This window comes from Sideroxydans sp. CL21, assembly GCF_902459525.1.
GTDB lineage: Bacteria > Pseudomonadota > Gammaproteobacteria > Burkholderiales > Gallionellaceae > Sideroxyarcus.
The window spans coordinates 2,765,665-2,791,548 of the sequence record NZ_LR699166.1 but is presented as its reverse complement, the minus strand read 5'-3'; the positions used below and the strand labels follow the sequence as shown (position 1 = coordinate 2,791,548).

Annotated in this window: 28 protein-coding genes; 12 read left to right on the top strand and 16 right to left on the bottom strand. The window is 54.7% G+C overall.

Annotated features, from left to right (window positions below; all coding sequences use genetic code 11):
* Positions 1 to 112: 112 nt before the first annotated feature.
* Positions 113 to 313 carry a hypothetical protein gene (locus tag QOY30_RS13090; protein WP_283745065.1) on the bottom strand — a complete coding sequence of 67 codons (201 nt, stop codon included), beginning with the start codon at positions 311 to 313 and terminating at the stop codon, positions 113 to 115.
* A gap of 76 nt (positions 314 to 389) precedes the next feature.
* On the opposite strand from QOY30_RS13090, the gene QOY30_RS13085 reads away from it, so the two are divergent.
* Positions 390 to 740: a hypothetical protein gene (locus tag QOY30_RS13085; RefSeq protein WP_283745064.1), complete on the top strand. Its 351-nt coding sequence runs from the start codon at positions 390 to 392 to the stop codon at positions 738 to 740.
* 24 nt (positions 741 to 764) lie between these two features.
* On the opposite strand, the gene mnmL is transcribed toward QOY30_RS13085, so the two are convergent.
* From mnmL to QOY30_RS13070, 3 genes are all read right to left on the bottom strand, one after another.
* Positions 765 to 1,718: a tRNA modification radical SAM protein MnmL/YtqA gene (gene mnmL, locus QOY30_RS13080; protein ID WP_283745063.1), complete on the bottom strand. Its 954-nt coding sequence runs from the start codon at positions 1,716 to 1,718 to the stop codon at positions 765 to 767.
* Positions 1,719 to 1,927: 209 nt separating this feature from the next.
* On the bottom strand, positions 1,928 to 2,335 hold the full coding sequence (locus QOY30_RS13075; protein WP_283745062.1) for a bacteriohemerythrin: 408 nt from the start codon (positions 2,333 to 2,335) through the stop codon (positions 1,928 to 1,930).
* 39 nt (positions 2,336 to 2,374) lie between these two features.
* Entirely contained in the window at positions 2,375 to 3,598 is a 1,224-nt protein-coding gene (locus tag QOY30_RS13070) for a methyl-accepting chemotaxis protein (protein ID WP_283745061.1), read from the bottom strand.
* Positions 3,599 to 3,901: 303 nt separating this feature from the next.
* On the opposite strand from QOY30_RS13070, the gene QOY30_RS13065 reads away from it, so the two are divergent.
* From QOY30_RS13065 to QOY30_RS13055, 3 genes are all read left to right on the top strand, one after another.
* Positions 3,902 to 4,603 carry a pirin family protein gene (locus QOY30_RS13065; RefSeq protein WP_283745060.1) on the top strand — a complete coding sequence of 234 codons (702 nt, stop codon included), beginning with the start codon at positions 3,902 to 3,904 and terminating at the stop codon, positions 4,601 to 4,603.
* 169 nt (positions 4,604 to 4,772) lie between these two features.
* Positions 4,773 to 5,402, top strand: coding sequence for a hypothetical protein (locus tag QOY30_RS13060; protein ID WP_283745059.1), 630 nt, complete (start codon positions 4,773 to 4,775; stop codon positions 5,400 to 5,402).
* A 544-nt stretch (positions 5,403 to 5,946) separates the two neighbouring features.
* Positions 5,947 to 8,184 (top strand): hypothetical protein, encoded by a 2,238-nt coding sequence (locus QOY30_RS13055; RefSeq protein WP_283745058.1) that lies wholly within the window; start codon positions 5,947 to 5,949, stop codon positions 8,182 to 8,184.
* A gap of 251 nt (positions 8,185 to 8,435) precedes the next feature.
* Here QOY30_RS13055 and QOY30_RS13050 read toward each other — a convergent pair whose 3' ends face one another.
* Positions 8,436 to 9,569 (bottom strand): GGDEF domain-containing protein, encoded by a 1,134-nt coding sequence (locus QOY30_RS13050; RefSeq protein ID WP_283745057.1) that lies wholly within the window; start codon positions 9,567 to 9,569, stop codon positions 8,436 to 8,438.
* Positions 9,570 to 9,902: 333 nt separating this feature from the next.
* On the opposite strand from QOY30_RS13050, the gene QOY30_RS13045 reads away from it, so the two are divergent.
* A complete protein-coding gene (locus QOY30_RS13045; protein WP_283745056.1) occupies positions 9,903 to 10,535 on the top strand; it encodes a hypothetical protein in 633 nt (210 codons plus the stop codon).
* Between the two features lie 11 nt (positions 10,536 to 10,546).
* Here the strand turns inward: QOY30_RS13045 and QOY30_RS13040 are convergent, their stop codons facing one another.
* The 10 genes from QOY30_RS13040 to nifB form a co-directional block, all read right to left on the bottom strand.
* Entirely contained in the window at positions 10,547 to 11,824 is a 1,278-nt protein-coding gene (locus QOY30_RS13040; protein WP_283745055.1) for a Y-family DNA polymerase, read from the bottom strand.
* Between the two features lie 3 nt (positions 11,825 to 11,827).
* Positions 11,828 to 12,307 carry a LexA family protein gene (locus QOY30_RS13035; RefSeq protein ID WP_283745054.1) on the bottom strand — a complete coding sequence of 160 codons (480 nt, stop codon included), beginning with the start codon at positions 12,305 to 12,307 and terminating at the stop codon, positions 11,828 to 11,830.
* 74 nt (positions 12,308 to 12,381) lie between these two features.
* Positions 12,382 to 13,260, bottom strand: a complete 879-nt coding sequence (draG, locus tag QOY30_RS13030) for an ADP-ribosyl-[dinitrogen reductase] hydrolase (protein ID WP_283745053.1) — start codon at positions 13,258 to 13,260, stop codon at positions 12,382 to 12,384.
* A gap of 9 nt (positions 13,261 to 13,269) precedes the next feature.
* The gene (locus tag QOY30_RS13025; protein WP_283745052.1) at positions 13,270 to 13,905 is read right to left on the bottom strand and encodes a nitrogen fixation protein NifQ; all 636 of its coding nucleotides are present in this window, start codon (positions 13,903 to 13,905) and stop codon (positions 13,270 to 13,272) included.
* Positions 13,906 to 13,914: 9 nt separating this feature from the next.
* Positions 13,915 to 14,274, bottom strand: coding sequence for a 2Fe-2S iron-sulfur cluster-binding protein (locus QOY30_RS13020; protein WP_283745051.1), 360 nt, complete (start codon positions 14,272 to 14,274; stop codon positions 13,915 to 13,917).
* A gap of 34 nt (positions 14,275 to 14,308) precedes the next feature.
* Positions 14,309 to 14,593: a 2Fe-2S iron-sulfur cluster-binding protein gene (locus tag QOY30_RS13015; protein WP_283745050.1), complete on the bottom strand. Its 285-nt coding sequence runs from the start codon at positions 14,591 to 14,593 to the stop codon at positions 14,309 to 14,311.
* A 113-nt stretch (positions 14,594 to 14,706) separates the two neighbouring features.
* A complete protein-coding gene (locus QOY30_RS13010; protein ID WP_283745049.1) occupies positions 14,707 to 15,978 on the bottom strand; it encodes an FprA family A-type flavoprotein in 1,272 nt (423 codons plus the stop codon).
* Positions 15,975 to 16,490 carry an ArsC/Spx/MgsR family protein gene (locus QOY30_RS13005; RefSeq protein WP_283745048.1) on the bottom strand — a complete coding sequence of 172 codons (516 nt, stop codon included), beginning with the start codon at positions 16,488 to 16,490 and terminating at the stop codon, positions 15,975 to 15,977. Before QOY30_RS13005 ends, QOY30_RS13010 begins: the two co-directional genes overlap by 4 nt.
* Before the next feature lie 12 nt (positions 16,491 to 16,502).
* Positions 16,503 to 16,757, bottom strand: coding sequence for a 4Fe-4S dicluster domain-containing protein (locus tag QOY30_RS13000; protein ID WP_283745047.1), 255 nt, complete (start codon positions 16,755 to 16,757; stop codon positions 16,503 to 16,505).
* 112 nt (positions 16,758 to 16,869) lie between these two features.
* Positions 16,870 to 18,429 (bottom strand): nitrogenase cofactor biosynthesis protein NifB, encoded by a 1,560-nt coding sequence (gene nifB / locus QOY30_RS12995; RefSeq protein WP_283745046.1) that lies wholly within the window; start codon positions 18,427 to 18,429, stop codon positions 16,870 to 16,872.
* A gap of 360 nt (positions 18,430 to 18,789) precedes the next feature.
* On the opposite strand from nifB, the gene QOY30_RS12990 reads away from it, so the two are divergent.
* The 5 genes from QOY30_RS12990 to QOY30_RS12970 all read left to right on the top strand — a co-directional run bounded on the left by QOY30_RS12990 (position 18,790) and on the right by QOY30_RS12970 (position 22,594).
* Complete coding sequence (locus QOY30_RS12990) at positions 18,790 to 19,521, top strand: dinitrogenase iron-molybdenum cofactor biosynthesis protein (protein WP_283745045.1); 732 nt, start codon at positions 18,790 to 18,792, stop codon at positions 19,519 to 19,521.
* A 3-nt stretch (positions 19,522 to 19,524) separates the two neighbouring features.
* Positions 19,525 to 19,788, top strand: coding sequence for a hypothetical protein (locus QOY30_RS12985; protein ID WP_283745044.1), 264 nt, complete (start codon positions 19,525 to 19,527; stop codon positions 19,786 to 19,788).
* Positions 19,785 to 21,146 carry a (Fe-S)-binding protein gene (locus QOY30_RS12980; protein WP_283745043.1) on the top strand — a complete coding sequence of 454 codons (1,362 nt, stop codon included), beginning with the start codon at positions 19,785 to 19,787 and terminating at the stop codon, positions 21,144 to 21,146. The genes QOY30_RS12985 and QOY30_RS12980 overlap by 4 nt, the downstream gene beginning before the upstream one ends.
* Complete coding sequence (locus tag QOY30_RS12975) at positions 21,140 to 21,490, top strand: ribonuclease HepT family protein (RefSeq protein ID WP_283745042.1); 351 nt, start codon at positions 21,140 to 21,142, stop codon at positions 21,488 to 21,490. Before QOY30_RS12980 ends, QOY30_RS12975 begins: the two co-directional genes overlap by 7 nt.
* A gap of 243 nt (positions 21,491 to 21,733) precedes the next feature.
* A complete protein-coding gene (locus tag QOY30_RS12970; RefSeq protein ID WP_283745041.1) occupies positions 21,734 to 22,594 on the top strand; it encodes a peptidoglycan DD-metalloendopeptidase family protein in 861 nt (286 codons plus the stop codon).
* A gap of 255 nt (positions 22,595 to 22,849) precedes the next feature.
* Here QOY30_RS12970 and QOY30_RS12965 read toward each other — a convergent pair whose 3' ends face one another.
* A complete protein-coding gene (locus QOY30_RS12965; protein ID WP_283745040.1) occupies positions 22,850 to 23,575 on the bottom strand; it encodes a hypothetical protein in 726 nt (241 codons plus the stop codon).
* Positions 23,576 to 23,823: 248 nt separating this feature from the next.
* Between QOY30_RS12965 and QOY30_RS12960 the strand changes: the two genes are divergently transcribed.
* Both QOY30_RS12960 and QOY30_RS12955 read left to right on the top strand, forming a co-directional pair.
* A complete protein-coding gene (locus tag QOY30_RS12960) occupies positions 23,824 to 24,216 on the top strand; it encodes a hypothetical protein (protein WP_283745039.1) in 393 nt (130 codons plus the stop codon).
* Positions 24,217 to 24,313: 97 nt separating this feature from the next.
* Positions 24,314 to 25,576 (top strand): hypothetical protein, encoded by a 1,263-nt coding sequence (locus QOY30_RS12955; protein ID WP_283745038.1) that lies wholly within the window; start codon positions 24,314 to 24,316, stop codon positions 25,574 to 25,576.
* Positions 25,577 to 25,884 lie beyond the last annotated feature (308 nt).

Below are 25,884 nucleotides of genomic sequence, written 5' to 3'. Positions count from 1 at the left end.
AAAAAAACAATCCTGTAGCAATTGTCGAGTTGAATAATGACTATTAACGACTTGCTGCAAAAAAAGTTGACTTAAATGCTACATCTTCATTCGATTTGTGAAAATTATATTTTTATTTATAAATTTGCAGCAGAGCCAATGTATCGACAATGGGCATTCTTAGCGCAGGAAGCGTAAACCATATCTTTGCCTGTCCGTAGCTGTTCCGGAACAAAGCTGCCAAAGCAAGTAGTTGCATAAGATTTTGAGAAGTGGGAGCCGGATCACTTTTGACGAACAGACTGAAGGAGTGAACAATGTCGCGCGCGTTCATGCCGAACGCTGCAAATATCCATTGGCGTCGGAGAAGAAGACGCGCAAGCAGGCTGAATAGTCAGGAAAATAAACGCATGGCCAAAGATCCGGCAGATTGCAGTACCGTCGATTTCATCGCACCTGCATTGCATGTGACGTGCGGTCAGGTATTGATGGATCGGCAACGGCACATCGCGATCGTGGCGAAAAAAGGCCGAACTTGTGCGCATCTGGTACGCGTGAAATCCGGGGTGCTCAAACTGACCAAGCTCACCGCCAAAGAATTGGTGGAAGAGTGGTCGGACGCGGATTATCCGTTTGAACGTGCGGTCGCCAAATTGCTTGAACTGGGCAAACAACATGGCATTACCGACGCTGCACGCCTCGCGCTTGAAGAGCTGGGCAGGACAGGGCGCGAGCCGACGCAACAGCGGTTATTCGGCTAGCAGTCGCCAGACAAGGCGAAGTGATCAGGCAGCATGCCTTAATTTTTCTGTTGCATAAGCGGTAGCAGCTTGGCAGCCCTGGCGGGTGCCGCGTTGCCGCAACTCGAATTCGATTCCGTTCAGCACATTCCATTTTTCCGCACACCAGACTGGCGCCAGCAAAACATCCCGCGATGCCGTCGCCGTTACACGGTGGTAGACGATGTTTTCGGGTGTGCGTTCGATCAGGTTGGCCGCCATACCGATGTATTCATCCCGGGTCAGAGGGTGATATTCGCCCTGCCGCCACTGATGTGCCAGCAGCGTGTGCTTCACGATGTGCAAAGGATGAAGCTTGAGCCCGTCCACGCCGATATCCAGCACTTTGTCCAAGGTGATATGGCAATGCGCTTCGGTTTCACCCGGCAGGCCGACGATCAGATGGGTACATAAAGGAATACCGCGCTGGCGCGTTGCCCTTGCGGTTGCCCGGTATTCGGCAAAAGTATGGCCGCGGTTGACGCGTTCCAGGGTTTCGTCAAAGGAGGACTGGAGTCCCAGCTCCAGCCACACTTCCAGCCCCTGATCGCGAAAACGCTCGAGCAAGTTCAGCACGTCGGATGAAACGCAGTCCGGGCGTGTTCCCACGGCAATTCCGATCATGTCCGGTTCATTTAGCGCTTCGCGATAAAGTGCTTCCAGTGCTTCGACTTTGTCGTAGGTGTTGGTGTAGGCCTGAAAATACGCGATGAATTTTTGGGCGCGCGTTCGCTTGGCGATGGCACGGCGCGCCTTGGATATCTGGGCTGCGAGTTCGAGACGAGCGTCGGCATCAGGGCTGAAAGAAACGTTGTTGCAGAAGGAACATCCACCGCGTCCTTTGGTGCCGTCCCGGTTGGGGCAGGTGAACCCGGCATCCAGCGCGATCTTGTGGACACGTTCGCCATGGCGGCGAAGCAGGTCCTGTCCGTAGGTGTTGACTCTGTCTGAAAGTATCATTGCCTGGTTATACGTATTTTACGACCGCCATTCTGCGCTCGAATCAACTACAACGAGTTCGATTTATTCATTTTTCAGCAATTCGACACTTGATATCAAGGAATCTCTAATGTTTGCCAGATGCTTTTGCGTATCAATAAATTGGCACCTTTGAAAAGGTGCCAATTTATTTAGATTAAAAATATTGCAGTTTGCCGATATCGTTCTCGCTATTTGACGCCAAGCTTGCCGAGCGATTGCCCGAGTTTCTTGTCGGTTTTCATAATATGGTTTGTTAGCCAGTCGCGCAGGAAGTTCATGATCTCGACCGAGACGACGGCGCTTCCGGCATCAAATTTCTTCTTGAAGTCGCCTGCGGTCTGAACGAATTTGACGTGCTCGGCCTTGTGTGCGGGTGTATCTTCATATTTGTGCTGCGCCATCAGTTTCTCTTCATAACCGAAGTGATATACCGTGTAATTCACGAGTTCAGTAAGAACCTTCCCCATCGCATCTGCCCCTTTGCCCGCCTGCATGGCATCGTTGAGCTGGTTGATCAGGTCAATGAGTTTCTTGTGCTGCGTATCTTGTTCGCTGATGCCTGTGGAAAGTGCGTTAGACCAAGTGATTAGAGCCATTTGAATCTCCTTTTTATAGAAGGGAAGGGTTGAGGGAAGTTACGTTGAGGCAACTGTTTCGTCAGGTAAGTTCGGAGCGTTATGGCTCCTTGCTTGCTTGAGGAGTTCTGCGGCAGTGTATGAAATAGTCACCGAGGTCTTCAGCGTTCTTTCGGCAACACTGTCGGTGTTGGCTGCCATGTCCAGAATTTGGGTCACGCTGTCCACAACATTGCTTGCCATCTGCGATTGTTCATCCATCTGCACTGCCAATTGCGAGATTTTCTCCAAGGTATTCTGCGATTCCTCTCGAATGTTCCTCAGAACTTCCGATGCGAGGTTTGCCTTCTCGACGCCCTTGGTCATCAGGGGCATGGCCTGGGTAATTCCCTGAACGGCATCCTTGGTCTGTTCCTGCATGACATGAATTGTCTTGGCAATTTCCTGGGTTGATTGTGCGGTCCTTTCCGCCAATTTGCGCACCTCGTCAGCCACGACGGCAAACCCCCGTCCCTGTTCGCCTGCGCGTGCCGCCTCTATCGCGGCATTGAGCGCCAGCAGATTGGTCTGGTCGGCAATTTCGCGAATGACGACTGCAACCTTGCCGATGTCCAATGCATGGCTGGTCAAGGCATGGATCTGTTTCGATGCGAGTTGCATGGAATCGGAAATGGAATTCATGACCTGTAACGCATCCTGAACCACCGCTTCGCCATTGGTAGACATGGTGGTCGCATTGTTCGAAATCGCTTCGGTTTCACGCGTCAGCTCGGACACGGACTTTATGCGTTGCGACATGTCGTTCATGACTTGCCTGGTGTCGTTGATCGATGCAGCCTGCATCTGCGAAGTGAACAGGATTTCATTGGCGCCTGCAGAAAGCTGCTCGACTTCGGAATTGATTTTCTCTACGTTGGCTGTGATTCCGGCGGAGATGGTTTCAACTTGCGCGGCCAGTTTTTCAACCGAAGCGATTACCGATCCTGTGCCATGGATTTCGGGCAGGGTAGATGTCTCATTGGTGCCATCGGCGACCGCTTTGGCGAAATCGGTGGTACGACCGATACCGGAGCCCAGCATGCGGAACAATATCCGGTGGCCATAAATGTAGGTCGTTATTGGAATCAGGATAAGGGCTGAACAGAAGGTGAAGATTTCTGTCGCTTGGGCAGACGGCAGGAAATTCCTTGCGGATAAAAACACTCCTCCCACCACGACAGTCGCCAAAAAAGGTGGCAACGCCAACATCCGTGCTTCGACTGAAACCATTGGTCGAGACCTCATTTCCATCCCCTCCTGGTGGGACTTTTCCATATGTGCTGACGGTTGCATATTGCACATTGGCCGACTAGCCAAATCAAGTAAAGACCAGTCGTTTTAATTTTTGCTCAGGCTATACCTATCGGCACTGAACCACAATTACTTTAAGGAAATTGGCGTGCAAATAATCAACTAAAATTCGAAGGGTTATGTGACATTCGATTTTTTTCATAATGAAAATTAATTTACCAATTGCTTGTGGCAAGTGCCTGCATAACAATTCGGATTAAAACAAGCAATCAATATCACCAATACGGAGACTTAACCATGCTCACCATTCGCAAATCCCAGGACCGCGGCTACGCGGACCACGGTTGGCTCAAGAGCTACCACTCGTTTTCATTTGCCGACTATTACGATGCGGCCCACATGGGTTGGGGCAACCTGCGCGTGATCAATGAGGACAGCATTGCAGCGGGTACCGGATTCGGGAAGCATGGTCATCAGGACATGGAGATCATCAGTTATGTACTCTCGGGTGAACTGGCGCACGAAGACAGCATGGGCAATGTGCAGACCATTCCACCGGGAGATGTGCAGCGCATGAGCGCAGGCACCGGTGTAGTTCATAGCGAGTTCAATCACGCGCAAGGCGAGACTACGCATTTTCTGCAGATCTGGATCATTCCGAACGTCAAAAGCATCGCACCGGGCTACGAGCAAAAGACCATTCCTGTTGAGAAAAAACGGGGGGCCTTATGCCTCGTGGCTTCCCCGGATGGCGCGAAGGGATCGGTCGCCATCCATGCCGACGCCTCACTTTATGCGGGGCTTTTCGACAAGGGCGAGCGAGCGGTACTGACGCTTGACCCAGGCCGCAAGGGTTACGTGCATCTGGTACGCGGCGCTCTGGCGGTTAACGGTCGGCGCATCATTGCGGGTGATGCGGTCTTGCTGGAAAACGAAAGCCGGATTGAGCTGGACAAGGGCATTGAAGCCGAGGTGCTGGTGTTCGATCTGGAGGCGTGAGTTTTTGCTCGTTGCGACGCAACGCGATGCCGGGTTTGTTGTGACATCCTGACGTCATGACCATGAAAGCGCTCGGTTGGCAAGCAGGGTGATAGACTTGGACCGCGATTGAACATTTACAACGGCTGTGTAGCCCGTTTTAAAAGTTAACCTGGTCGAGGAGGCAATCATGGACAGAGACAGAAGCCGGAATGCCGAGGAAGAAGAAAGCACCTCATCGAAATCCGATCTTGCGCGTGCCAGGCTGAAGGTCATTGCACGTTACGCCATGACCGGATTTGCGCCGGTCGTGTCCGTCGCGGCTTTGATTGTCGGTGTGATCGCGATCTCCAACACTCAATCACAATCAGATCGGACAAAGTTCGGCGCGCTTGAGTCCAGGATCGACAGCCTGAATGCAAACTTGTCCGAGACCAAAAGTGAACTGGATAATCTCAAGTTCACCCAGTCGCGTGAAAAGACAATGCGCGGCGAGGAACACAAGAAACTTGACGAACAGGATGCGAAGATCATTCAGAGCGTGACCCTTCTGCAAACAAAATTGAAAGTTTCTCCCACGCTTGAGGAGCAATTGCGAGCGCCAGCCAGTTCTCCCTTGCCAGTTCCGGTTGGCGCAGCTTCTGCCCCAGCCGTTGCGCCTGTATCGCCGACGGCCAACAAAACGCAAGCCGTCACTTCCGAACAGGCGGTGGCCAAAAAACCGGTTGTCGTCACGACACCCAAACCGAAAGCCGCTGACAATGCGCCTGACCAGGCGAAAGCCTTGCGGGAAGCGATTGAAAAGTTCAACAAACAATGATCTGCAGGATGCAGGATCCTGGATCATCGCTTCCTGAACTTTGGGTCGAGAGGTATGGATAGGTGATAGAACCATATTGAAATACTCGGTTATTGCTATCCAGAGTCGTAGCGTAGTAATGGCGCGTAAATTGCATTATTTCAATCGCTTGTCTGTTTTCTTTTGAGCCCGAAAACAAATCAACCATAAAAATATTGAAAATATATTAAGCATGCATCAATTGCTGCCGATAACTTTATCCACAAGTCGTCGACGAGCGGAACCTGGTTCGCAAAAGATAAAAGCAGAGCAATTCAGTCTGTCAATGAACGACGTTTCTGAAAGCCCAGGTAGTCAATGGATATTCAACCGAACTATCACATAAGGAGAAGCGACATGAAGAAGCTAGCTTTGTATCTATCAGTCTGTGTGCTTACCGGCACATTGTCAGCTTGCGGTGGAGGCAGTAGTGCGGCAACGTCCAGCACTCCCTCAACCTCTACCGTTACGGGCGTCGCGACTCCTGCGGCCGTTTCTGTCGTTACTGCCAATTAGGGAGAGCACCATGAAAAAATCCATATTGCATCAAATCGCACTCCTGATTTCTGCGCTAACGCTCAGCGCAAGTGCATGGGCGACACCTTCAGCCACCTCTCCTTACGTTACCGATCCGCAGAACGAATATGTTCAGGATGCGACTTCGGATGCAATCGGCAGTTTGAATATGGTGCTTTGCATCATGGGCTCCATGAATATGAATGGCAGCGGCATGCTCAATGTCGGGCCTTACATCGCCCTCGTAGATGTGAACAAATGCCAGTCCAAAGGCAGCGCCGGCGGTTCCGCTGGCGGCTCTTCCGGCGCAAGTGCTGCGGTGAACTACATGACTGCAATCGTGAACGCAACGCGCGCCAGCAGCACTGCACCCATGATTGCAGATATCTGGATGTCGTTGACTCAAATGGGCATGGTGACCAACGTCTACGTCAAAGTGACGGCAACCCAGTCGCCAACGGATGTGCCTCCCTATGGCGTGTTTCGCATGGACTACATAGGCAAGAATCAGGCCGGTGCTGTGCAGTTCAACGGTTTTATAAATGCAACTGCGAGCAACTTGCAGTTTTACGAGACAGGTCAGAATTCATCCAACGTAGCGCTGACCATGGCGGCAGGTTCCACCACTTCCGGCAGCGGCACCATGACTACCGGTGCCAGCCCCAATCCGGTCGTTACCTACAATTTCAATTACAACCCGACCAATTTTCTGCGCGGTACCCAATGCTTCGATCGCACGAAGGCTAATGCAGATCGATCCGTCTGGCGTCTGGGTACTTATAACGCGAACGATGGCAGCCGGGTGGACCAGACAAACCCAAGTTTCCAGATTACAGCCACATACTTGGGTAGTTCTTATTACGGCTATGCCGGTTACTACGGTATCGGTTTTCAGGGACTTAACCTCAACACCATCCCCGATGCCAGCCCGATTTCTGGATTGGTCGTCACCGATCAGCGCCCCGGCAACACCACGACATATAGCCTGTCCAAGGTTGGCGGCAAGTTGACCAAATGGACGCAGCATCTAACCAATCTCGCGGCAATGGATGGGATTCCCTTCACCTTCAACGGCGACCTGACTGGCAAGACAACGCCTGCCGTGACAAATCCAGGAACAAGTTCAGGTTGGGGAAATTGGCAGATGCAATGGAATAACTCAACTGCAAAATTTACCGTGACGGGTGTGCAAACTTGTGGGATGAGTGGTTGTGCTTTGTCTACAATTGCTACATCAACGGTTAATGTAGGCGCTTTGACTGGTGTGCCCATTTCGGGCTGGTCCGATTCATTTGGCGGCAACATCAACATCCCGTCTTCTACTGTAGATCATATTAGTACCGACCCGGTTTATTATTTCAGCCAATCTACGGTTATTCCCGGAACAGTGCCGCTGACGTTAAGTTGCCTCAACAATTGTCCTGATGCGGCTTCCGTCGCTGCGGCAAATGCTTACACAAGCGGAATGGCTCCTTCGCCCTATAACGCCACTACCGCTACGCAATGGTTTTCAGCTCCTTCTAGTGGGGTGACGGTCAGCTATACGTTCGGCGCAGGTGGGCTGGCAATCGGCGCAACACCCATGATCATAAGCAATCCCGGTTATTACGCCGCGAGTCCGATGTACCAGAACGGTGTTATGAGCGGCAGGCTGTTTGATACTGCACTTTTATATGCGAACTGTCCTGCTGGTACTGCTGCGGGCACAGTTTGCGAACCGGGTGCGCCAGCGGCCTATTACACCTGGTCAACCGGCACCGACCAGTGGAACCAGTCCTTGTGGCTCACGAACGGCAGTACTGTCGTGGCATTCGACCCGCCTCAAGACATCAATTACCTCGTGCCCACCGGTGCAGCCTATGGTACTTGGGCCGGGAAGACCATCAAGCTGCAGTTCAACGGCTTCGGTAATCTGAACGGCATCCCCGGCTATTGTGTGAACCCGGCGGATAACAGCGTTGTAGACTGCTCTACCGCTAATGCCCGTTACGTGCCGATGTTCTCCATCCCTGACGGTGCAACCATGACGTTGGGTACGACGCCGTTGATCGTCAAGGCGCTGGATGCGGAAATACGGCTCAAGGATCTGGGTGCAGGTGCTCAACAATGCAGCGCAATGACGCTTACTACGCAGGCACCTCCTACCGGCGGCGTACACGACATGAGCAATCCTAGCGATGCGTATTACATCGGTGTCAAACCGACTGTCACTGCCAGCCCCAAGGTGATTGACGGGATTGTCCAGTAACTCGGTTTCAATGAGTATGAAAAAAGCGCGGCTAGCCGCGCTTTTTTCATTGAATTGAATCCAGGAATGAAGCAATTCCGAGTAACGCAGAACTTAACCGTGGAAGACGTGGTTATTGCTCGAAGCAGACACAGGGAAGTCTGCCGGACGCCCGTGGTCAATGCAGGGTGGATAGACGAAGCGGCTTGGCAATTTGCCAGGAGAAATTCTCGCGGCAGCGGAGCATCCCGGAACAGATCACCATGCCGCCATCAGCCACGGGACGCTTCTGTATCCACTGCGGTACAACCCACGCGGTTGCGCCCGTTCCGCTTGGCAATATATACACCTTCATCCGCAGCCTTGAGCAAATCTTCCGGGCCGCTCATTTCTGGCGTGCGCACCGCCACACCCACGCTGATGCTGCCCGGCCATACTCCATTGCCTGCCGGTACGCGCAATGCCGAAATTGCTTGACGCGTCAATTCGGCGGCATGCAAAGCTCCTTCCAATGATGTATGCGGACAGATGATCAGGAATTCGTCCCCGCCCAGACGGCATACGATGTCATCGGTGCGCACGGAATAGCTCAGGTTTTTGGATAACTGCCGCAGTACTTCATCGCCGGCATCGTGACCATAGTTGTCGTTGATCTGCTTGAATCCGTCGGCATCAATCATCATGCATGCCAAAGGAGTTGCATCGCGCTGCGATTCCGACCAGTCACGGGCAAACCTGGACATGGCGTGACGCCGATTCGGCAAACCGGTGAGCACGTCGGTCAGGGCCATATCCTCCAACCTGTGGTTGGCTTCAGAGAGTGCTTGTGTACGCTCGGCAACCTTATCTTCAAGCGTCCGGTTCAACTCAAGCAATTCGCGATTTCGTTCCGACACCTGATGAAACAAACCATTGAGCGCGTATAACAGCGGTTCCGTGGCGCCTTCTTTCATGACCTCTTCGGCCGAAAAAGCGTCGGCAGGTTTCCGGCCTGCCTGAATTGCCCTGACTTGCCTGGCCATGGACTGATCTGTGCCAAGAATGTGGAAGGCGAGCCAGTAAGTGAGAAATTTCAGCAGCGGCTTTGCCGCATCGGGTTTCTGCGGCGACACGCCTGCGCGCATGCGAGCCAATTCCTGCAAAAAATTGAGGTGCAGTTGGACGTGGTGTGCTACATAGCGGGGATCCAGCCCCACCAGAGACATCATGTATTCTTCTTCCCGAAAATGATATTTGGCATAGTCCGCCAACTCGTTGAACACTGTCTCGATGTCACCGAACGAAACACCCTCCAATTGCGACAGCAGATCGCCGAAACGGTTGATTACATCAACGAGATGGTGGTGTTGCTTGTCTACTTCCGCCAAGCCGGTTTCAAAGTGTTTGTCCCAACGGAAAGAGTCCACAGCAATCCCCTATAAAAGTAAGAATGGAATCCAGTCGGGGGAAGTCTACGCAATCCCTACTCCAACTACAACGGCAACGACTGCAGAGGCAGGTTGCCCAATAGTCGGTTTGCGGGCATTGTGCGTTCAGCAGCGAACTTTCAAGAGGAAGTCCAACGATGGTTGCGCTTGAAGTTGTCCTTTATCAAGAGAATCTCGAATAATTCGTCGCACCGGTACAGGCCGGTGTCCAGTCGATTGAAAACACTGGATTCCGCCTTTCGCCGGAATGACGAAATCTGAATTATTAGAGGCTCCCTCAAGTTGTGAAAAATCGGAGTTAAACTACAGGATATGAATGCGCACCTTCGCCTGTCTGTTGCTATTCTTGTCAGTCTCCTGGCTCATGTCATTGCGCTGTTGTGGGTCATGCAACAGGTGAGAATGCGCCTGCCCGACGAACATGGGCTCCTTCAAGTGTTTCTTCCGCAATATTCCCATGAGCATGCCCGCCATCCGTTTCTGCAATCTGCTGAAACTGCTCCGCCCTCTGGCAAGAATGCAGACGCCAAGCATGCGCAGAAATCGGCTGGCCCGGCCAAGGCAACTCAGGAAACTTCATCGGGCCGACCGGCTTCAGGCCGTTTTTATTGGCAACCTCCAGCCGTATACCGGCAAAACGATATGGTGAATGCCATGCAGCAAGCTCAGCTTGCCCAACAGCGCGAAGCGCATAGAGCCGCCGTCATGTCCGGGATATCGAACCTTGCAGTCCAATTGCGTCCGGTCATCACCGCCAGCATTGTTTGCACGCAGCAGGCAAGCAATGAGATCGACTGCATTCCTGCGCCGAAACATCAGGAGCGTTTGTTGTTGGAACAATTTTTCAATCTGGCTTTGGAAGCTCGCCGCTTGGGCGTCGCAGAGAATCCGGTGCGCATGGATTTCGGACCGGAGTTGCGTGTGAGCGTAAGTTTCCTTTACTGAGCAGGTCCCTGCTAAATGCGGCACACGGCCAGTTCGTCCCACTCCGTCGTGTATCGCTTTGACCTGCTCTCTCTGCGCATCGCCCAGGATTGATCTGTTCCTTCGCCCAAAAGCTTTAATGTTCCGCTACCCATTCTGTTGTTGATGCGATCCATTGCGCTCATCAATGCATGGGATTTTTGCCGCGCGATTGCGTCGTCGAACAGGGTGTTGGGCCGTGCTGCGGCAGGAATGATCTGGGTGAGCGTGACGCCGGCCTTCTGGTAGGCGTAGCCGCTGCGATAGATCTGGCGCAAACCATGCAAGGCCGCGCGGCAAAAAAGGCGGGTGTCGTCGGTCGGTTCCACCAGCGGCATCAGTATGCTTTGCTGGTATTGCGGGTCGCTTTCCTTGTGCGGGTTGGTCCGGATATAAACATGGATACCGCCGGCCATGGATCGCTGCTGACGCAATTTTTCGCCGGCGCGGGTGGCGTAAGAGATCACGGCCTGTTCCAGATCAGGCAGACTGGAGGTGAGTATGCCGAAGGAGCGGGAACAGGTGATCTGCTGTTTTGCGGGCGCGACATCATCCAGTTCGAGGCAGGCGGTGCCGTTCAGTTCTTGCACGATGCGTTCGAACACGATGCTGAATCTTGCGCCGAGTCGTTTGGCCGGGGCACGTTTCAGGTCGAATACGCTATGGATTCCGATCTCTTGCAGTTTCGGTACGGTGTGCCTGCCGACACCCCACACTTCGCCTACTGCGATGGAAGCGAGCAGGGTATCGAGTTCGGTTGTGCTCATGCTGTTGAAGTCGCACACGCTGTCGAAGTGGGGATTCTTTTTTGCAACATGGTTGGCGAGTTTGGCCAGCGTCTTGCTGGGGGCGATACCCACGCACACCGGAATACCGATGCATTGCCCGATGGTTTTCCGTACCTGTTGACCATAGGCGGTGTGGTTGGTTGTGATGCCGGTGAGTTCAAGGAAGGATTCGTCTATCGAGTAGACCTCCTGGCTCGGACTGAAGCACGAAAGCAGCGACATCACGCGGTTGGAGAGGTCGGCATACAGGCTGTAGTTGGAGGAGAGGGCGACGATGCCGTGCCGCCTGCCGATGTCTTTCATCTGGTACCACGGCACGGCCATCTTCAGACCGAGGTCTTTTGCTTCCTGCGAGCGCGATACCACACAGCCGTCGTTATTGGAGAGGACGACGACGGGCCTGCCTTCCAGCTTCGGCTGGAACACGCGTTCGCAGGAAACATAGAAATTGTTGCAATCGACCAACGCGATGGCGCGTGGCATGGATCACAACCTGTGTACGTTCCACTGCACCACACCCCAGATGGAAAAATCATGTTCTGCCGTGACGGCCACTTCCGGGTAATCCGGATGCGCGGCGCGAAGCACTTTGCCTTGCGGGGTATAGAGCAACTGCTTGACCGTGAATTCGCCATCGATCACGGCCACCACCACGCACCCGTGTGTGGCCGGTACTGAACGATCCACAACCAGCAGATCGCCGTCGAAGATGCCGAGATCGCGCATGGAATGCCCCGCCACGCGCATGAAGAACGTGGATTCCCGGTGCTGGATCAGGTGCTCGTCCAGGCTGAGACGGCGCTCGACGTAATCGTCGGACGGCGAGGGGAACCCGGCCGGCACCGCTTTGCGCAGCAAGGCGCGCTGTCTTTCGAACATGCTCTTGTTGGGGTGCGTCAGTGACAGCAATGCGGAGTGGGCGGCGCGCCGCACCGGATTGGGAAAATCAGTATTCAAGTTGGCCATGGCATATTTGAAACAGAACGAACGTTCTCAGTATGCTAAAGAACGTTCGTTCTGTTGTCAACCGGGGGAACGCATTATTTTCTTTGAATCAATGCAAGCGCCTGAGCCTCGCATGATTGGCGGGTGTTTGCGTCCAGAGTGTTCAACCAGATTTCGGGAATTGCTTCCAATCCGTACAGCGCACCTGCCAGCATGCCCGCGATCGCTCCCGTGGTATCGGCATCGCCGCCGCGATTGACCACGTCGATCAGGCAGTCCCGAAAATCGTCCGTGTCGAAAAAACTCTGGAATACCGCCTGCATCGTGTCGACGACATAGCCGCTGGGGTTGCTGCTTGGGCGCACGGCCCGGAATTTGAATTCGGGGTGACGCGCCGCAAGCGGATGGGCATGCCGGTGCAGCAGGTGGTTTTTGTCCGCGCCGCGCAGTGCATCCTGCACCATGAATACGAGGCATTCGCAGGCGGCATCGGAAAGGGTGCAGTGATGGGTGACGTGGGCTTGTGCGCGGCAGTCGGTACGCACGGCTGCTTCCGCCTGGCCGAAGGTGGAAAGTGCCACTGGCAACACGCGCATCGCCGCGCCGTTGCCCGCGTCGTGATCGGAGTAGGGCGCTTCCGGATTGCCGGTCTTGCGGAATTGCAGCAGGTTGCGCCGTACGGTATTGCCGATATCCACCGGCTTTGCGCGCATCCAGGTGTCGAATGCCAGCGCCGCGGCAAATGCGTCCACTTTGCCTTGTGCAAGTATGGAACTGCCGAGCGCGAGCGACATGGTGGTGTCGTCGGTGACATGCCCCGGTTTGAGGTGCAGCCAGCCGCCGCCGCGCAGCGTGTCGTGAATGCCGTATTGCGCCGCGATTTCGCGCGGCGTCATGAACTCCACCGTCGCACCCAGGGCATCGCCGATGGCGAGGCCGAGATAGGCGGCGACGGCGCGTTCAGCGGTGTTCACGGGAGCGGGCTATTCCTCAGGCCCGAAGCAATTCAAATAATCCGCACAGTATTCGCAACTGGGGGAGCGGCAGGCATTGATGCCCTCCTGTTCGCACAATTGCTTGTAGATGAATTTCTTCCACTTCATGTCGTGCACGTTTTTGGCCGCAAGCGAGGGGAAATTCTGGTTCATCAAACGGCTGAGATGGTCGCGCGACCACAGCCCCAGGTCTTGCCACAGATGGTCGCTGGCCATGCAGGCTGCGGTAACGATCTCCGCCATCCATTCTTCCGACATGTTTCTGTGGGCACGGTGTGCGAGCAGCAGCCCGAGGACATCGTCGCGTTCCAGTGCGCGAGGATCGGCAATATTTTTTGCGCAACGGATCACCAGCACCTCACCGGGGAAATGCTGTGTCAGCAAGGTGTGAAAATCCTTCTCATCCAGTCCGAGCCCCGGTGGCAACGCGCCTATGCCGTCGATCTGGCTGGAAATCATCTGCGCAAACAATTCATCGTTCGGCAATCCGGCTGCATGCGCCATCAGTTCCGCATACAGGCCCGGGATTTGAAGATTGCCTTTCGCGTTCGTCCTTTCTCCCGCTTGCGGGAGAGAGTTAGAGAGAGGGGCTTTTTGCTGCCTGAGCATGACGTCGGTCCGCATGATGTCCTCCTATTTGCTGGGATACTCGATCAGCAGATCTTCGTCACGCAATACCATTTGGCAAGCCAGACGCCATTCGGTGGTGACGACATCGTTGACCTTCATGGCGTCGATCTGAGCCTTGGTGATCTTGCCGGATTCCTTGAGCACGCTGATCTCGCGATCGGTCAACGGACCGCCCATCGGGCCTTTGTTGGAAAGATTGGTGACCTTCACCAGACAAGTCGAGCATTCGCCGTCCCCGCAGCCGAAATCGATGGGGATGTGGTTATCCTTGGCCAGAGTCAGCACGGTCGTGGTGTGGCTGCCTGCGACGGCATACACCGTCTTGTCCTTGTGCAACGGGCTGGAAAAAGTGATGTTAGGCATTGCTGTTACTCCTGCAGTAGTTATAAAAAAATAGTCAGGCTTTTACGCTGATCTCGCCGCCCAGTACCTGTGCTTGGCAGGCAAGACGGTCATTGCGTCCGGCCATGTTCTCCTGCAGCACCTTGTCTTCCAGCACCGAACGCTGGCTCATGTTCTCCATGCCGGAAGTGATCTTCATCATGCAGGTGCCGCATTCACCCTCGCGACAGCCGTAGGTGATGCTGGCGCCGACTTTCTCGGAGATCTCGATCAGGCGGGTACCGGCCGGGACGGAGACGGTGATGCCGAGTTTTTCAAAAGTGACGTTGGACTTAGGCATGCGAGTGCTCCAGATAATGAAATGCGCGTAGCGCGGCGTTTGCCCCCTCGCCTTGCGGGAGAGGGTTGGGGTGAGGGAAAGCAGACATGCTGAATCCCGAAGATGTGAAAATTTCACGCATGGCTGCTGGCGAGTAATTCAGACATGGAAATGACGCGATTTTCGATGTTGCCGGTCAGATGCTGGGCGAGCTGTTTGCCGAGGTCGCGGCAACGGCCGAGTTCTTCTTCGGTGGGGATCAGTTTTGCGCGCACGCCTTTGATGGGCACGCGCAGCTTGAGTCCGCGCAAGCGATCTTCGATCATATTGATCGCCTCGCCGCTCCAGCCGTAGGAGCCGAATGCGGCACCCAGCTTGTCGCTGACCTTGATGACGGCGAGCGAGGACAGCAGGTCCCACACCGGTTTGACCGCATCGCCGTTGATGGTGGGAGAACCGAAGGCGAGTCCGTCGGCTTCCTCTATCAGGTCGACGAAAGGCAGGTTACCACCGACCTGCAAGTCGTAAAGCGACACGCGCACACCGGGGATGGTCTCCGCACCTTCGGCCACGGCTTGCGCCATGCGCGCCGTGTTGCCGTAGGAAGAGATGTAGAACACCAGCAGTGATTTGTTGTGGGCGCCGACCTCGTTATGCAGCAAGGGCGAAGCCAGCTGCCGGTAACGCTGCATGTAGCTGAGCGGTGCTTCGCGCAGGATGGGGCCGTGCGCCGGGGCGATGAGCGTCAGCGGCAGCGGTTCCAGCAACTCCAGCGCCTCCAGTACATGTTCGCGGAACGGACGCATGATATGTGCGTAGTAATACTCGAACGAGAAGCGGAAATCACCGACCTGGTCATTGAACAGGCGAGAGTCGCAGAAGTGACAGCCGAACACATCACCGCTGAAGAGGATATTCTGTTCTTCTATTAGCGTGCATTGCGTATCCGGCCAGTGCAGGAAGGGTGTGCTGAAGAAACGCAGAGTACGCCCTCCCAGTTGGACTGTGTCGCCAGTCTTGACGATGTTGAATTGCAGGTCGGTGCTTTTGATCAGCGCCTTCAGCATCAGTTGTGCTTTGGCCGAGATATACAGCTTGGCTTGCGGTGCGCGCCGCATCAGTTCCGGCAAGGCGCCGCTGTGATCGGGCTCCAGATGGTTCAGCACGATGGTGCTGATCTCGTCGTAGTTTGCGACTTGTTCCAGCCGCGCAAAGAATTCCGCAGCGTGCGATTCCTTGACGGTATCGATCACCGCGACGCCGTTTGTCCCGCGCACGCAGTACGAGTTGTAAGTCGTGCCGTTGGCCGTCTTGAGGATGATGTCGAATTCGCGCAAGCCGGGATCAAGCGCACCTATCCAATGCGTGCCGGGCGCGATCTCGACAGCATCCGGCACGCGTATCATGTTGCGGATTCCGGTGACGGGCTGGGTTTTGCATGATCGTCGTCGTGATCCTCGCGTAGCGAGTTTTTGTCCCCCTCGCCCGCTTGCGGGAGAGGGCAGGGGTGAGGGGAATGGGCATGCCCATTCGAACAAGTTTCGATATTACCTTTTGGTTTTGCGTCGTTCAGGCCGATCCACGTGTTCACCATATCGTCATCGAAGCCGACCCGGAATTCCCCGTCCACTTGCATCAACGGACGCCGAATCAACAGCGGTTCGGCGATCATCATGTCGAGAGCCGTCTGTGCATCCAGCACGGCAGGATCGACTTCGCCGGATTTGACGCGCGGCGCACTGGGATTGAACCACTGGACCACCGGCAATGCACCGAAGAACGGACGCAGGCGCACTGCACTCCATTTCTCGGTGAGCAGGTTCTTCGCCAGCACGGTATGACCCGATGCGGCCAACCACACCTTTTGCTTGGTGTTGTTGCCGCAACCGGGTTTTTCGTAGAAGACGACGGTGGCCATGACCGAGTTTTCTCAGGCCGCCAGTTTTTGCAGCGGGATGCCGGTAAGCGAGCCGGGCGGGTTCATCGGCTCGCCGTCCTCGTTGAGGATCGCGCCTTCGATCGGACAGATGGTGGCGCACTGCGGGTCCTCGAAATCGCCCGCACATTCGGTGCACTTGTCAGGGTCGATCAGGAAAGTCGGCTTTGCTTCGTAGATCGCCTTGCTCGGGCACAGCGGTTCGCATGCCCAACAGTTGACGCAGGATTCGATGATTTCGAGTGCCATGATGCGCTCCTTGTTCAATATGCTTCACTGATCGAGTGTTCCCTCGTCCCAACCCTTCTCCCGGTGGGAGAGGGAATGAGGATGAGGGACACTTTTGGTACGGATGCCAACCTCAAGCCACCTTCTGTGCTTCCAATTTCGGCTCCAGCTTGCCCGCCACGCGCATCTCTTCGTACACCTTGAGTACAGCTTCCTCTATGGCTTCCATTGCATGCTCGCCGTTGGGCTGGATACCTGCTGCTTCCAGCGGCCCCCAGGGTTCGTAGCCGACCTTGCTGCACAGTACGGCTTCGCAACCGGCCAGCACCTTGAGTGTCTTGTCCAGCGCGCTCTCGCCGTCGCCGCAGGTATCACCGCCTTCGCAGTAAGGCGTGGTCTTGCGGTGGCCGATGAAACGCACTCCTTCCGACGACGCTTCGTAGATCAGGAATTCGCTGGCATGGCCGAAGTGCTCGTTGATCACGCCGCCGCCCTTGGTGGCGACCGCCATCAACACCGGACGCGTGACTTCTTTCTTCTGGACGCCCTGGATGCTGACCAGCTGTACCTTGGTTTCCTTGGCCAGTCGTTTGCTTTCCAGTTCTTCGTTGATGGCGGCATGCACCTCGGCGCGCATCTTCATCGCTTCCGGATAGTTGATGTCCATTTCTTCGATCTTGTCCATGGTGAACTCGGAGCCTCTATCCTCGCCCAGCAGCCCGACTGCATCGGCACGGCACTGACGACAGTGGCGCATCATGTTCATGTCGCCGGAACAGGCATCCTGCAACGCCTGCAGCTCGTCATGGGTCGGTCCGCGCTGGCCGGTCAGGCCGTAGTAGGTGCCATGCTCGGCTTCGGAGATCAGCGGCATCACGTTGTGCAGGAAAGCGCCCTTGGCTTTGACGATCTTCGAGACTTCGGCCAGATGTTGATCGTTCACGCCGGGAATCATCACCGAATTCACTTTGACCAGGATGCCCTTGGCCACCAGCATTTCCAGTCCCTTCTGTTGCTGCTCGATGAGGATGGCTGCACCCTCGCGTCCCTTGATGCGCTTGTTCTTCCAGAAGATCCACGGATAGATCTGCGCGCCCACATCAGGATCGACGCAGTTGATGGTGATGGTCACGTGGTCAATGTTGTACTGCGACAACTGCTCGACCTGCTCGGGCAGCGACAGGCCGTTGGTCGAAACACACAGCTTGATGTCCGGTGCCTGCTCGGACAGCATGCGGAAAGTTTCAAATGTGCGCTCGGGGTTGGCCAAAGGATCACCGGGGCCGGCAATGCCCAGCACCGTCATTTGTGGAATGGTTGCGGCGACAGCCAAGACTTTCTTTACTGCCTGTACCGGATGGTGCAATTCGGAAACAACACCCGGACGCGACTCGTTGGCACAGTCGTACTTGCGGTTGCAGTAATTGCACTGGATGTTGCAAGCAGGCGCGACCGCCACATGCATGCGAGCAAAGTAGTGATGCGCTTCTTCGGAATAGCAGGGATGGTTGAACACCTTCTGGCGGATATGCTCCGGCAGATGGCCCATCTGGTCGTCGGTTGAGCCGCACGATCCGGCGGAACAGCCGCTGGATTTGGAAGTTGCGCGCAGCGCCTCGTTTGCTCCCTCGCCCTCTGGGAGAGGGTTGGGGTGAGGGACGCTTGCAGTATTGTTGATAACAGGTAGTTGCACGATGTGTCCTCCGGTAAGGTCTGGCTGGATATGAGCAAACAGCGTGCCCGATCGGATAGTTCCTCTAATATATTGTTTTATAAGGCTCACATCTGGATGTTGCGCTCCACTGTTGTAAACGGCACATGACAGTTGCCCGGGCTTGTGGCGAAGGCGACAAAATGCCGAATCGGGCTTCGCGGGGATGGGTGGTAGAGCAAATTTGTGGGGCGTTTTAGCGCGTCCATACCTGACTGTACGAATCAAGTTTCCTTTCTGATCAGCATGTTGAGCAACACACGGATTTTATGTGTGCAAGCGCTGGCACTGTACTTGCACTCTGTAAATGCAACGCCACTGGTGATTCAAGGAGACGATGCAATGCAACAGACAGAACTGATTACCCGGGAAGCCGCTCTGCGTGTGGCATTGGCGGCACGCTCGTTACCCAATACCACCTTGCCGCAGTTGATCGATGTGCTGCAGGAAAAGCTGGGCGAAAAATTGGACACCGAAATTTTGCGCACCTTTACTGTCACCGACCTGAAGACCGGTCTGGGTAGCCTGGACGGCGAAGAAGACGGCGAGGACATCGGCATCGGCCTGGAAGCGATGAAACTCGCGGTGCGCATCTTGTGGGGCGATGCGGAAGCGGACGAAGAACTGCCCGATGTGCTGCCCTACAACGATGGCGACTTGCCCGACTCCGTGCGGGTGGCGATTGCATCCGATATCGGCATGACCCTGAGCGGACACTTCGGCTCATGCCTGCGCTTCCTGGTGTACCAGGTATCCGCGACCGACAGCCGCCTGATCGGTATCCGCTCTGCGCTGGAAGCGGATTTCGCCGAGGACAAGAATGCGTTCCGCGCGCAAATCATTGGCGATTGCCATGTGGTGTACATCGTTTCTGTCGGCGGACCCGCTGCCGCCAAGATCATTCGCGCCAATATCTATCCGATCAAACGTCCGGAAGGCGGCACTGCGGAAGAAGTGATTGCCCAGTTTCAGCAGGCGATGTCGAATTCGCCGCCGCCCTGGATGCTCAAGATATTGGGTGTCAATGCAGAACAGCGGCTGAAGAATTACGCGGCCACGGAAGTGCAGGAGTGACGTATGGGCAAGCCTGAACCGAATCCCTATCAGACGGCGAGCAATCTCATCGCCAACGCCATCGGCACAGCCAAAGTATTTGGCGAGAACCGGCGCATCACCAACCTGGTCGCCAGCAGCATCGGACGCTTGATTCTGGAGATGGATGACAGCGATGAGGGAGACGAGTTGCTGGCTCATGCGCTGAGTTGTATCAGTGTACAGGACGCCGAACATGTCCCGACCCTGTATTCGGCGCTGAATGCGCTGTCAGCCTTGATCGAATGAAACATCATCTTGACTGGTCTTCTTATGAGACAGCGGGGCAGGGTGATGCCTATGCGGGCATTCCCGCGACAGGCGGCAATTTCGCCAAAGCAGTGGCAGTGTGCATCAGCGACAAACTCTGCCAGCGCACGCCCAAGGGCGTGATGTGCCCCAGCTTCCGAGCTACCGGCAATGCCACGCATTCGCCGGGCGGCAGGGTGGTGGTGCTCAAAGCCGCGCTGAACGGCGAGTTTGGCGACAATGCCTTTGCTGATCCGCGGCTGGCTGCCGCGATGGAACTCTGCGTAGGTTGTAAAGGTTGCAAACGCGAGTGCGCCAATCAGGTGGATATGGCCGCCATCAAGATCGAGTATCAGGCCCAGAGCAATGAGCTGAGAGGGGTGTCGCATCGGGATTGGCTGGTGGCGGGTTTGCCGCGCTGGTTGCGTTATCGCCGGACGTTGCGCAGTCTGATCCGTTGGCGCAATCGCTTCTTGTGGCTGGCACAGCTGGGAGAATTCTTCTTTGGTATTGCTGCCAGGCGCCAATTGCCGGAACCCGCAGTTGCAGGCTATAGCGCGCCATCCATAAGCAGTGCCCCCGAAGCAGGCGACCGGGATGTCATCTTGTTTGTCGATACGTTTGCGTTGCATTTCGAGCCTGAGATTGCTGAAGCTGCGCACGAAGTCCTCACTGCTGCAGGTTATCGCGTCATTACCCTGCAAGCGCTACCGGACGATCAGGAAGCAAACCGTGCCTTGTGTTGCGGCCGTACTTATCTTTCATTGGGGCAGGTTGAAAAAGCACGGCATGAAGCGCGCCGACTGCAGGCGGCATTGCGTCCTGCATTGGCTGCAGGCACGCCCATTGTTGGATTGGAACCGTCGTGCATACTGTCCTTGCGCGACGATCACCTGAAGCTTGGCTTGGGTGAAGAAGCGGTGGCGCTGTCGAAGCAGGTCTATCTGTTCGAGGAGTTCATCGCGCGGGAACACGACCGCAAACGCTTTACGCTCGAACTCAAAGCGCTGCCGCACCGCAAGACTTTGGTACATGGGCATTGCCACCAGAAAGCGGTCGGCGCGATGAAATCCCTGCGCAAAGTTTTGCGCCTGATCCCTGAATTCGAGTTCGAATTCATCGAGGCGAGTTGTTGCGGCATGGCGGGCAGCTTCGGGCTGGAGTCGGAGCACGCCGACATTTCAATGAAAATGGCAGAACTGGATTTGCTGCCTGCGCTACGCGCTGCGCCCGACGCCACCATCCTCGCCAACGGATTTTCCTGTCGCCACCAGATACGCGAAGGCGTGGATCGCCGGCCTGTTCACGTTGCATTGTTGCTGCGCGACGCCATCAACACAAAGGGACACACATGCTGACCGGAACCCTGCTTGGACTGATGGAAAAGATCGCGCTGGACATCATGATCCTGACCGATGAGATCAACGAGGAAGAATTCTTTGCGAGCCGCATCACCCGCGCACAGACGCTGCAACTGTTGGGCAGTCTGGCGAAGACCGCAGCCAGCTTGCCGGCAGGGACTCGCGAACGCATGCCGCAGATCGACTGGGCTGCGTGGGCGGCATTGAAAGTCGCCCTCGCCAAACCGTCACAACATCCTTTGCAGATATGGGTGGCAATCAGGGAGCTTACACCGCTCACCGTGCAGCAACTGAACGGTTACAGGAAAGTGCAGCCGCAGTTGTTTTCGGTGGTGCCGTGAGCAGGTGCAATGGGGTGAGTCGGCAGATCAGGATGACGCAAACACCGCTGACCTGCCTGACCACAACTCGCCCGAGGAGGATTGTTATGGCTGTCCAAATCCTACCCCTTTCGCTTTTACCGGATGTTAAGAGGACGTGAAAAATCGGCGAATTCCCTGTCGAAGTGGCAAAATAGGGTTCAGAAGCTCCCGTTGAAATGATTGCGCCCAATCGGCCGGACGGTAGCCCCGCAAGAAGGAATCATGCACACACTTACTGCCATCACGCTCCGTATCTGCCGCCGGCTCAATCTGCTGGTTCTGGCTTGGCCCCTGCTGGCACATGCAAGCCTCCCCAACGCCTCCAACGTGCCCGGCGGTATTGCGATTGTTCCGCTCGGCAGCACTTCAAATGGCGCCGACAAACCGCAAACGTGGTTGGGTGACCAGCCTGTCCTTGTTACATCCGATCACGACCAATGGTACGCGGTGGTCGGTCTGCCGCTTGACATGACTCCGGGTTCGCATGAACTAAGCGTCAAGATTGGCAGCGAAACGAAACCAGAATCTTTTGTGGTCAATCCAAAGAATTACCCGGAACAGCGAGTCACGCTTAAGGACAAGAGCAAGGTAGAACTATCGGCGGCCGACCTGGCCCGCGCCGAGCGCGAGATATCTGCCATCAAGGAACTTAAGCGCCACTGGCGTCCTGCGCAGGATACAGACCTGGCTTTCATCGTTCCCGCTGAAGGGAAGCTGGCAGGGCGCTTCGGTCTGCGCCGCTTTTTCAACGGCGAACCGCGCTCGCCGCATGCCGGCCTGGATGTCGCGGTAGCGAGCGGCACGCCGGTCAAGGCCAGCGCACAAGGCCAGGTACTGGCGGTTGGGGATTACTTCTTCAACGGCAAAACGGTATTTATCGACCATGGCAACGGGCTGATCACCATGTACTGCCACCTCGAACGGATCGATGTGCAAACCGGTGAAGCAGTAAGCAAAGGTCAGCTGCTCGGGCTGTCCGGAAAAACAGGGCGCGCCACCGGTCCGCACCTGCATTGGAGTGTCGTACTGAACGGGGCCATGGTCGACCCTGAATTGTTCATTCCGGCAAAAGATCTGCAATGACGGTATTGGCCGGGCTGAATCGAAAGATGAAATGAAAATTGGGGTATCCATCGTCTGTGGTTGATTTTAGTCAAAAACCACTCTGGATGTAATTTTGCATTCGTGTTGATTGGCTATGATTGTGAAAGTTTCAGTTGAGCCAAAAGCCGCCTGTCGTGCATGCACCCTATTCGTACTGTTGCGGGTGAAAGTTAGTAAATGAAATTCTTCAAGACTGCCTCTTATCAATGAAATCTGAGTGAATTTTTGTGAGGATCATTTCGCAAATATGAATGACTCCAGCTCACCAGTATGACGCTCACTGCGCACGCCATTATTTCCGTAATATTCTTCAATAGATTTAACCCACCGCTTTATTTTCGGGGCGTACCAAAATGCTTTATAAAGCCTTCCAGTTACTGGCGTTGCGCCAATTTTTTGTGCTTGCGTTACCATCGTGGTGGAATTCTGAGTAGTTTGAGCACCCTGTATAACTGTTTGCGATGGTTCTAACTCAGCCGACCACTGCCCCTCCATCTCGATTTTCAAGGCATTGAATTTTCCCGCTGGAACCTTGACAGTTTCATATCCGATTACCGTTGCCTTGCTATTCCAATGCTCGAACTTATGGACCTTATTGGGGTGCTGCTCTGTATATTCAACGGTCCAAGTTTTACCAGTCGATAATGGAAATGAGAGTGGCTGATTAACCGTCATTTCCTTTCCATTTACATCACGAAGGCGGCTCCAATCGATCCCCGCTACCACTTCTTTAGGAGGCCGTGTCGATCCTGCTTGTTGCATTGTGTAATAAATGCTTGTTGCGGTAACTCGTGATACTGTTATTTTGTCATTGCTTTGAGACCAGCCATTTGCACCAATCTCATTGGTGGTCAGATATGTCCAATTGTCACCGGCTTTTACAGCAGGAAGATCAATCGAATCTGCAAAGCAATTCATAGAAAGGCCCAGGCACATAAGAACTACAATAAATATTCTCATTTTTTGACTCCCGCATTGAATGAATCTCTGCAATCGTATCATTTTCGAACTGATATCAATATAACCATACCATGGCCCATATTAAGTCTATATACCTTTGGTTGTGATACACGCTTGAATGAATCATGATTGCGCCTCGGACTGAATGCTTTTAACTACGCCCGCATTGAGGTTGGCCAAGACGAGATGCTCAATGGATGTCCAGATTGAAAGTTAGCAGCGACCGATATCGAAACAAGGAGAATACCGTGAATAAATCTTCGTTGATCATCGTTATTGCATGTGTTGCCCTAGTGGCTTGCTCCAGCTTCCCTCCCTCATCTTCAGAGATCGCTAAAGTGCCACAGGTGCGATTTGGTCAATCGCTTCCGAAGGAAGGCGATTACGTTTTGCTATTTCCTGCGGGCACACCACTCCCTGTATCAGTGGCGGTTGGCGGCAATTTATTCGAGCAAGAACAACAGGCCACGCTGCATGTCACGCTCAAGCGTGATGTATACGTATTTGGCCATTTTGCTAGTTTTGACGGTAAAAACTGGTCACGAGGATACCAGTTGATCAAAAGCCAGTTGAAACTGGAAATTCCGCAAAAAGAGGGCAGCAATGCCGGATTGCTGCGGTTGGATATGAACCTGGAATAGGACACGAAATGTCCGGTTCGAGTAACAGAACATAACATCATGCCAAGGGAAGCCGTCGCGTACATGGTTTGACGGGTTTCCGTAAAAGAGAATTAGGATGAAGTTCCAGCCGACAATCATCGTGGCTATATTGTTTTCCCTGCTTATGGCCGGCTGTGCCATCGCGTTCCCGCCGCCGCCCAGCCATTTCACTCTTGCGCACGGCGATTTCTACGCCAAGGTCAAAACTATTGCCATTGCGCCGCTTGCCGCCCCGGCTGACTTGGAGAACCCGGCGCCGGTCGCGGCAAAGTTTGAAACATTGATTGCGGCGACATTGCGTGACGGCGGATATACCGTCGTGCCGTCGAAGGAGTACGCGGCCTTATTCGCGCAGGAGAAAGGCAAGCAGGGTGGATACTTCGATTCCTATACCGGCAAACTGGACGATGCGAAATATGACGCCGTGCTAAAGGCTACGCGTCAGGCGCTTAGCGCCAAATTCAAGGTTGACGCCCTGCTTTATCCAAGCATACAAGTTGTTGATGCGCCCTGGCATGATCAATGGGCTGACTGGGATGGCGTAACTGAGACGATTCAATCCGCCACCGGCCTCGTTGCGAAAGGTGTGGTCAAGTTTGCAACTAACCCTCAAGCGTATGTTTTCGGCAACGGCCCGCATGAAGAGGGCACGATCAAGGCGTTATCGCTGGCGGTCACGATTGAAGATGTGAGTGGCAACAGGATGTACGCCCATCAAGGAGGGATTCAGGTCCTTAGCAAGCTGACGGGACACACGTTCATCCCACTCTCCAGCGAAGAGCTTTTTAACGATGAAGCGCGTAACGCCAAAGCGGTGAGCATCACTTTGGAGGCTGTGTCGCGCGCCGGGTGCGAAACAGACTTCCAGATGCCGCCCTGCAATGGCCCCAGGTTAGTCGTCGGCCAGGAGGCTGCAAAGCGTCTGGTGTTCGTGGTGCAGGGCAACAAAGTATCCGACTCCAAGGATTGGGAACGGTTTCGCTCCGAGTGGAACAATGCCATCGCTGCCTCTGCCGCTTCTCGCGGCATTGCAGTCGAGGTTCGCGATACATCCGCAACCTCCACCCCGGAAACGGCAGTGCTCGCCGTTGTCACCATCAATGACTTTCGTTATATCAGCAAGGAAAGGTACTACTGGACCGGAGTGACGACCGGAAGCCCGTACATCGATGCGGATGTTGAATTCTACGAATTGCCCGGCGACACCTTACTCATCAAGCGGCAGTACAAGGCGTCGTGCTCGCCGGGGATCGACATTTGCACGCCGATACCTCCGATGACCGAAAAGCAAATCAGGATCATCAGCGACGCAATAGTCGCAGAATTGGTAAGGCATTAGCGTGAGATCGCTTTGTGTGCTGAGCGGACAAAACATGTGGTTTGGAATAAGTCGGTTCGGGGCAAGAACAATCGTTCGAGTGCGGAAGGGCGTTCGGTAAGGGTTATGTCAGTCCCTGCCTGGCAGCATCAAACGACTGAATAACTGCTCCACTGTTTCTAGGTTTTTTTGCTTTTGCTCCGCTATGTACAAGAGTATCGCGATCAGTTTCATCTGCGCCTCTCGAGTGCGGTTCAACGGTTTTGGTTTCATGTTCATGGGGAAAGCATACGCTTTCGACTTTGTCGCGACAAGACGCCGCGGTTGTT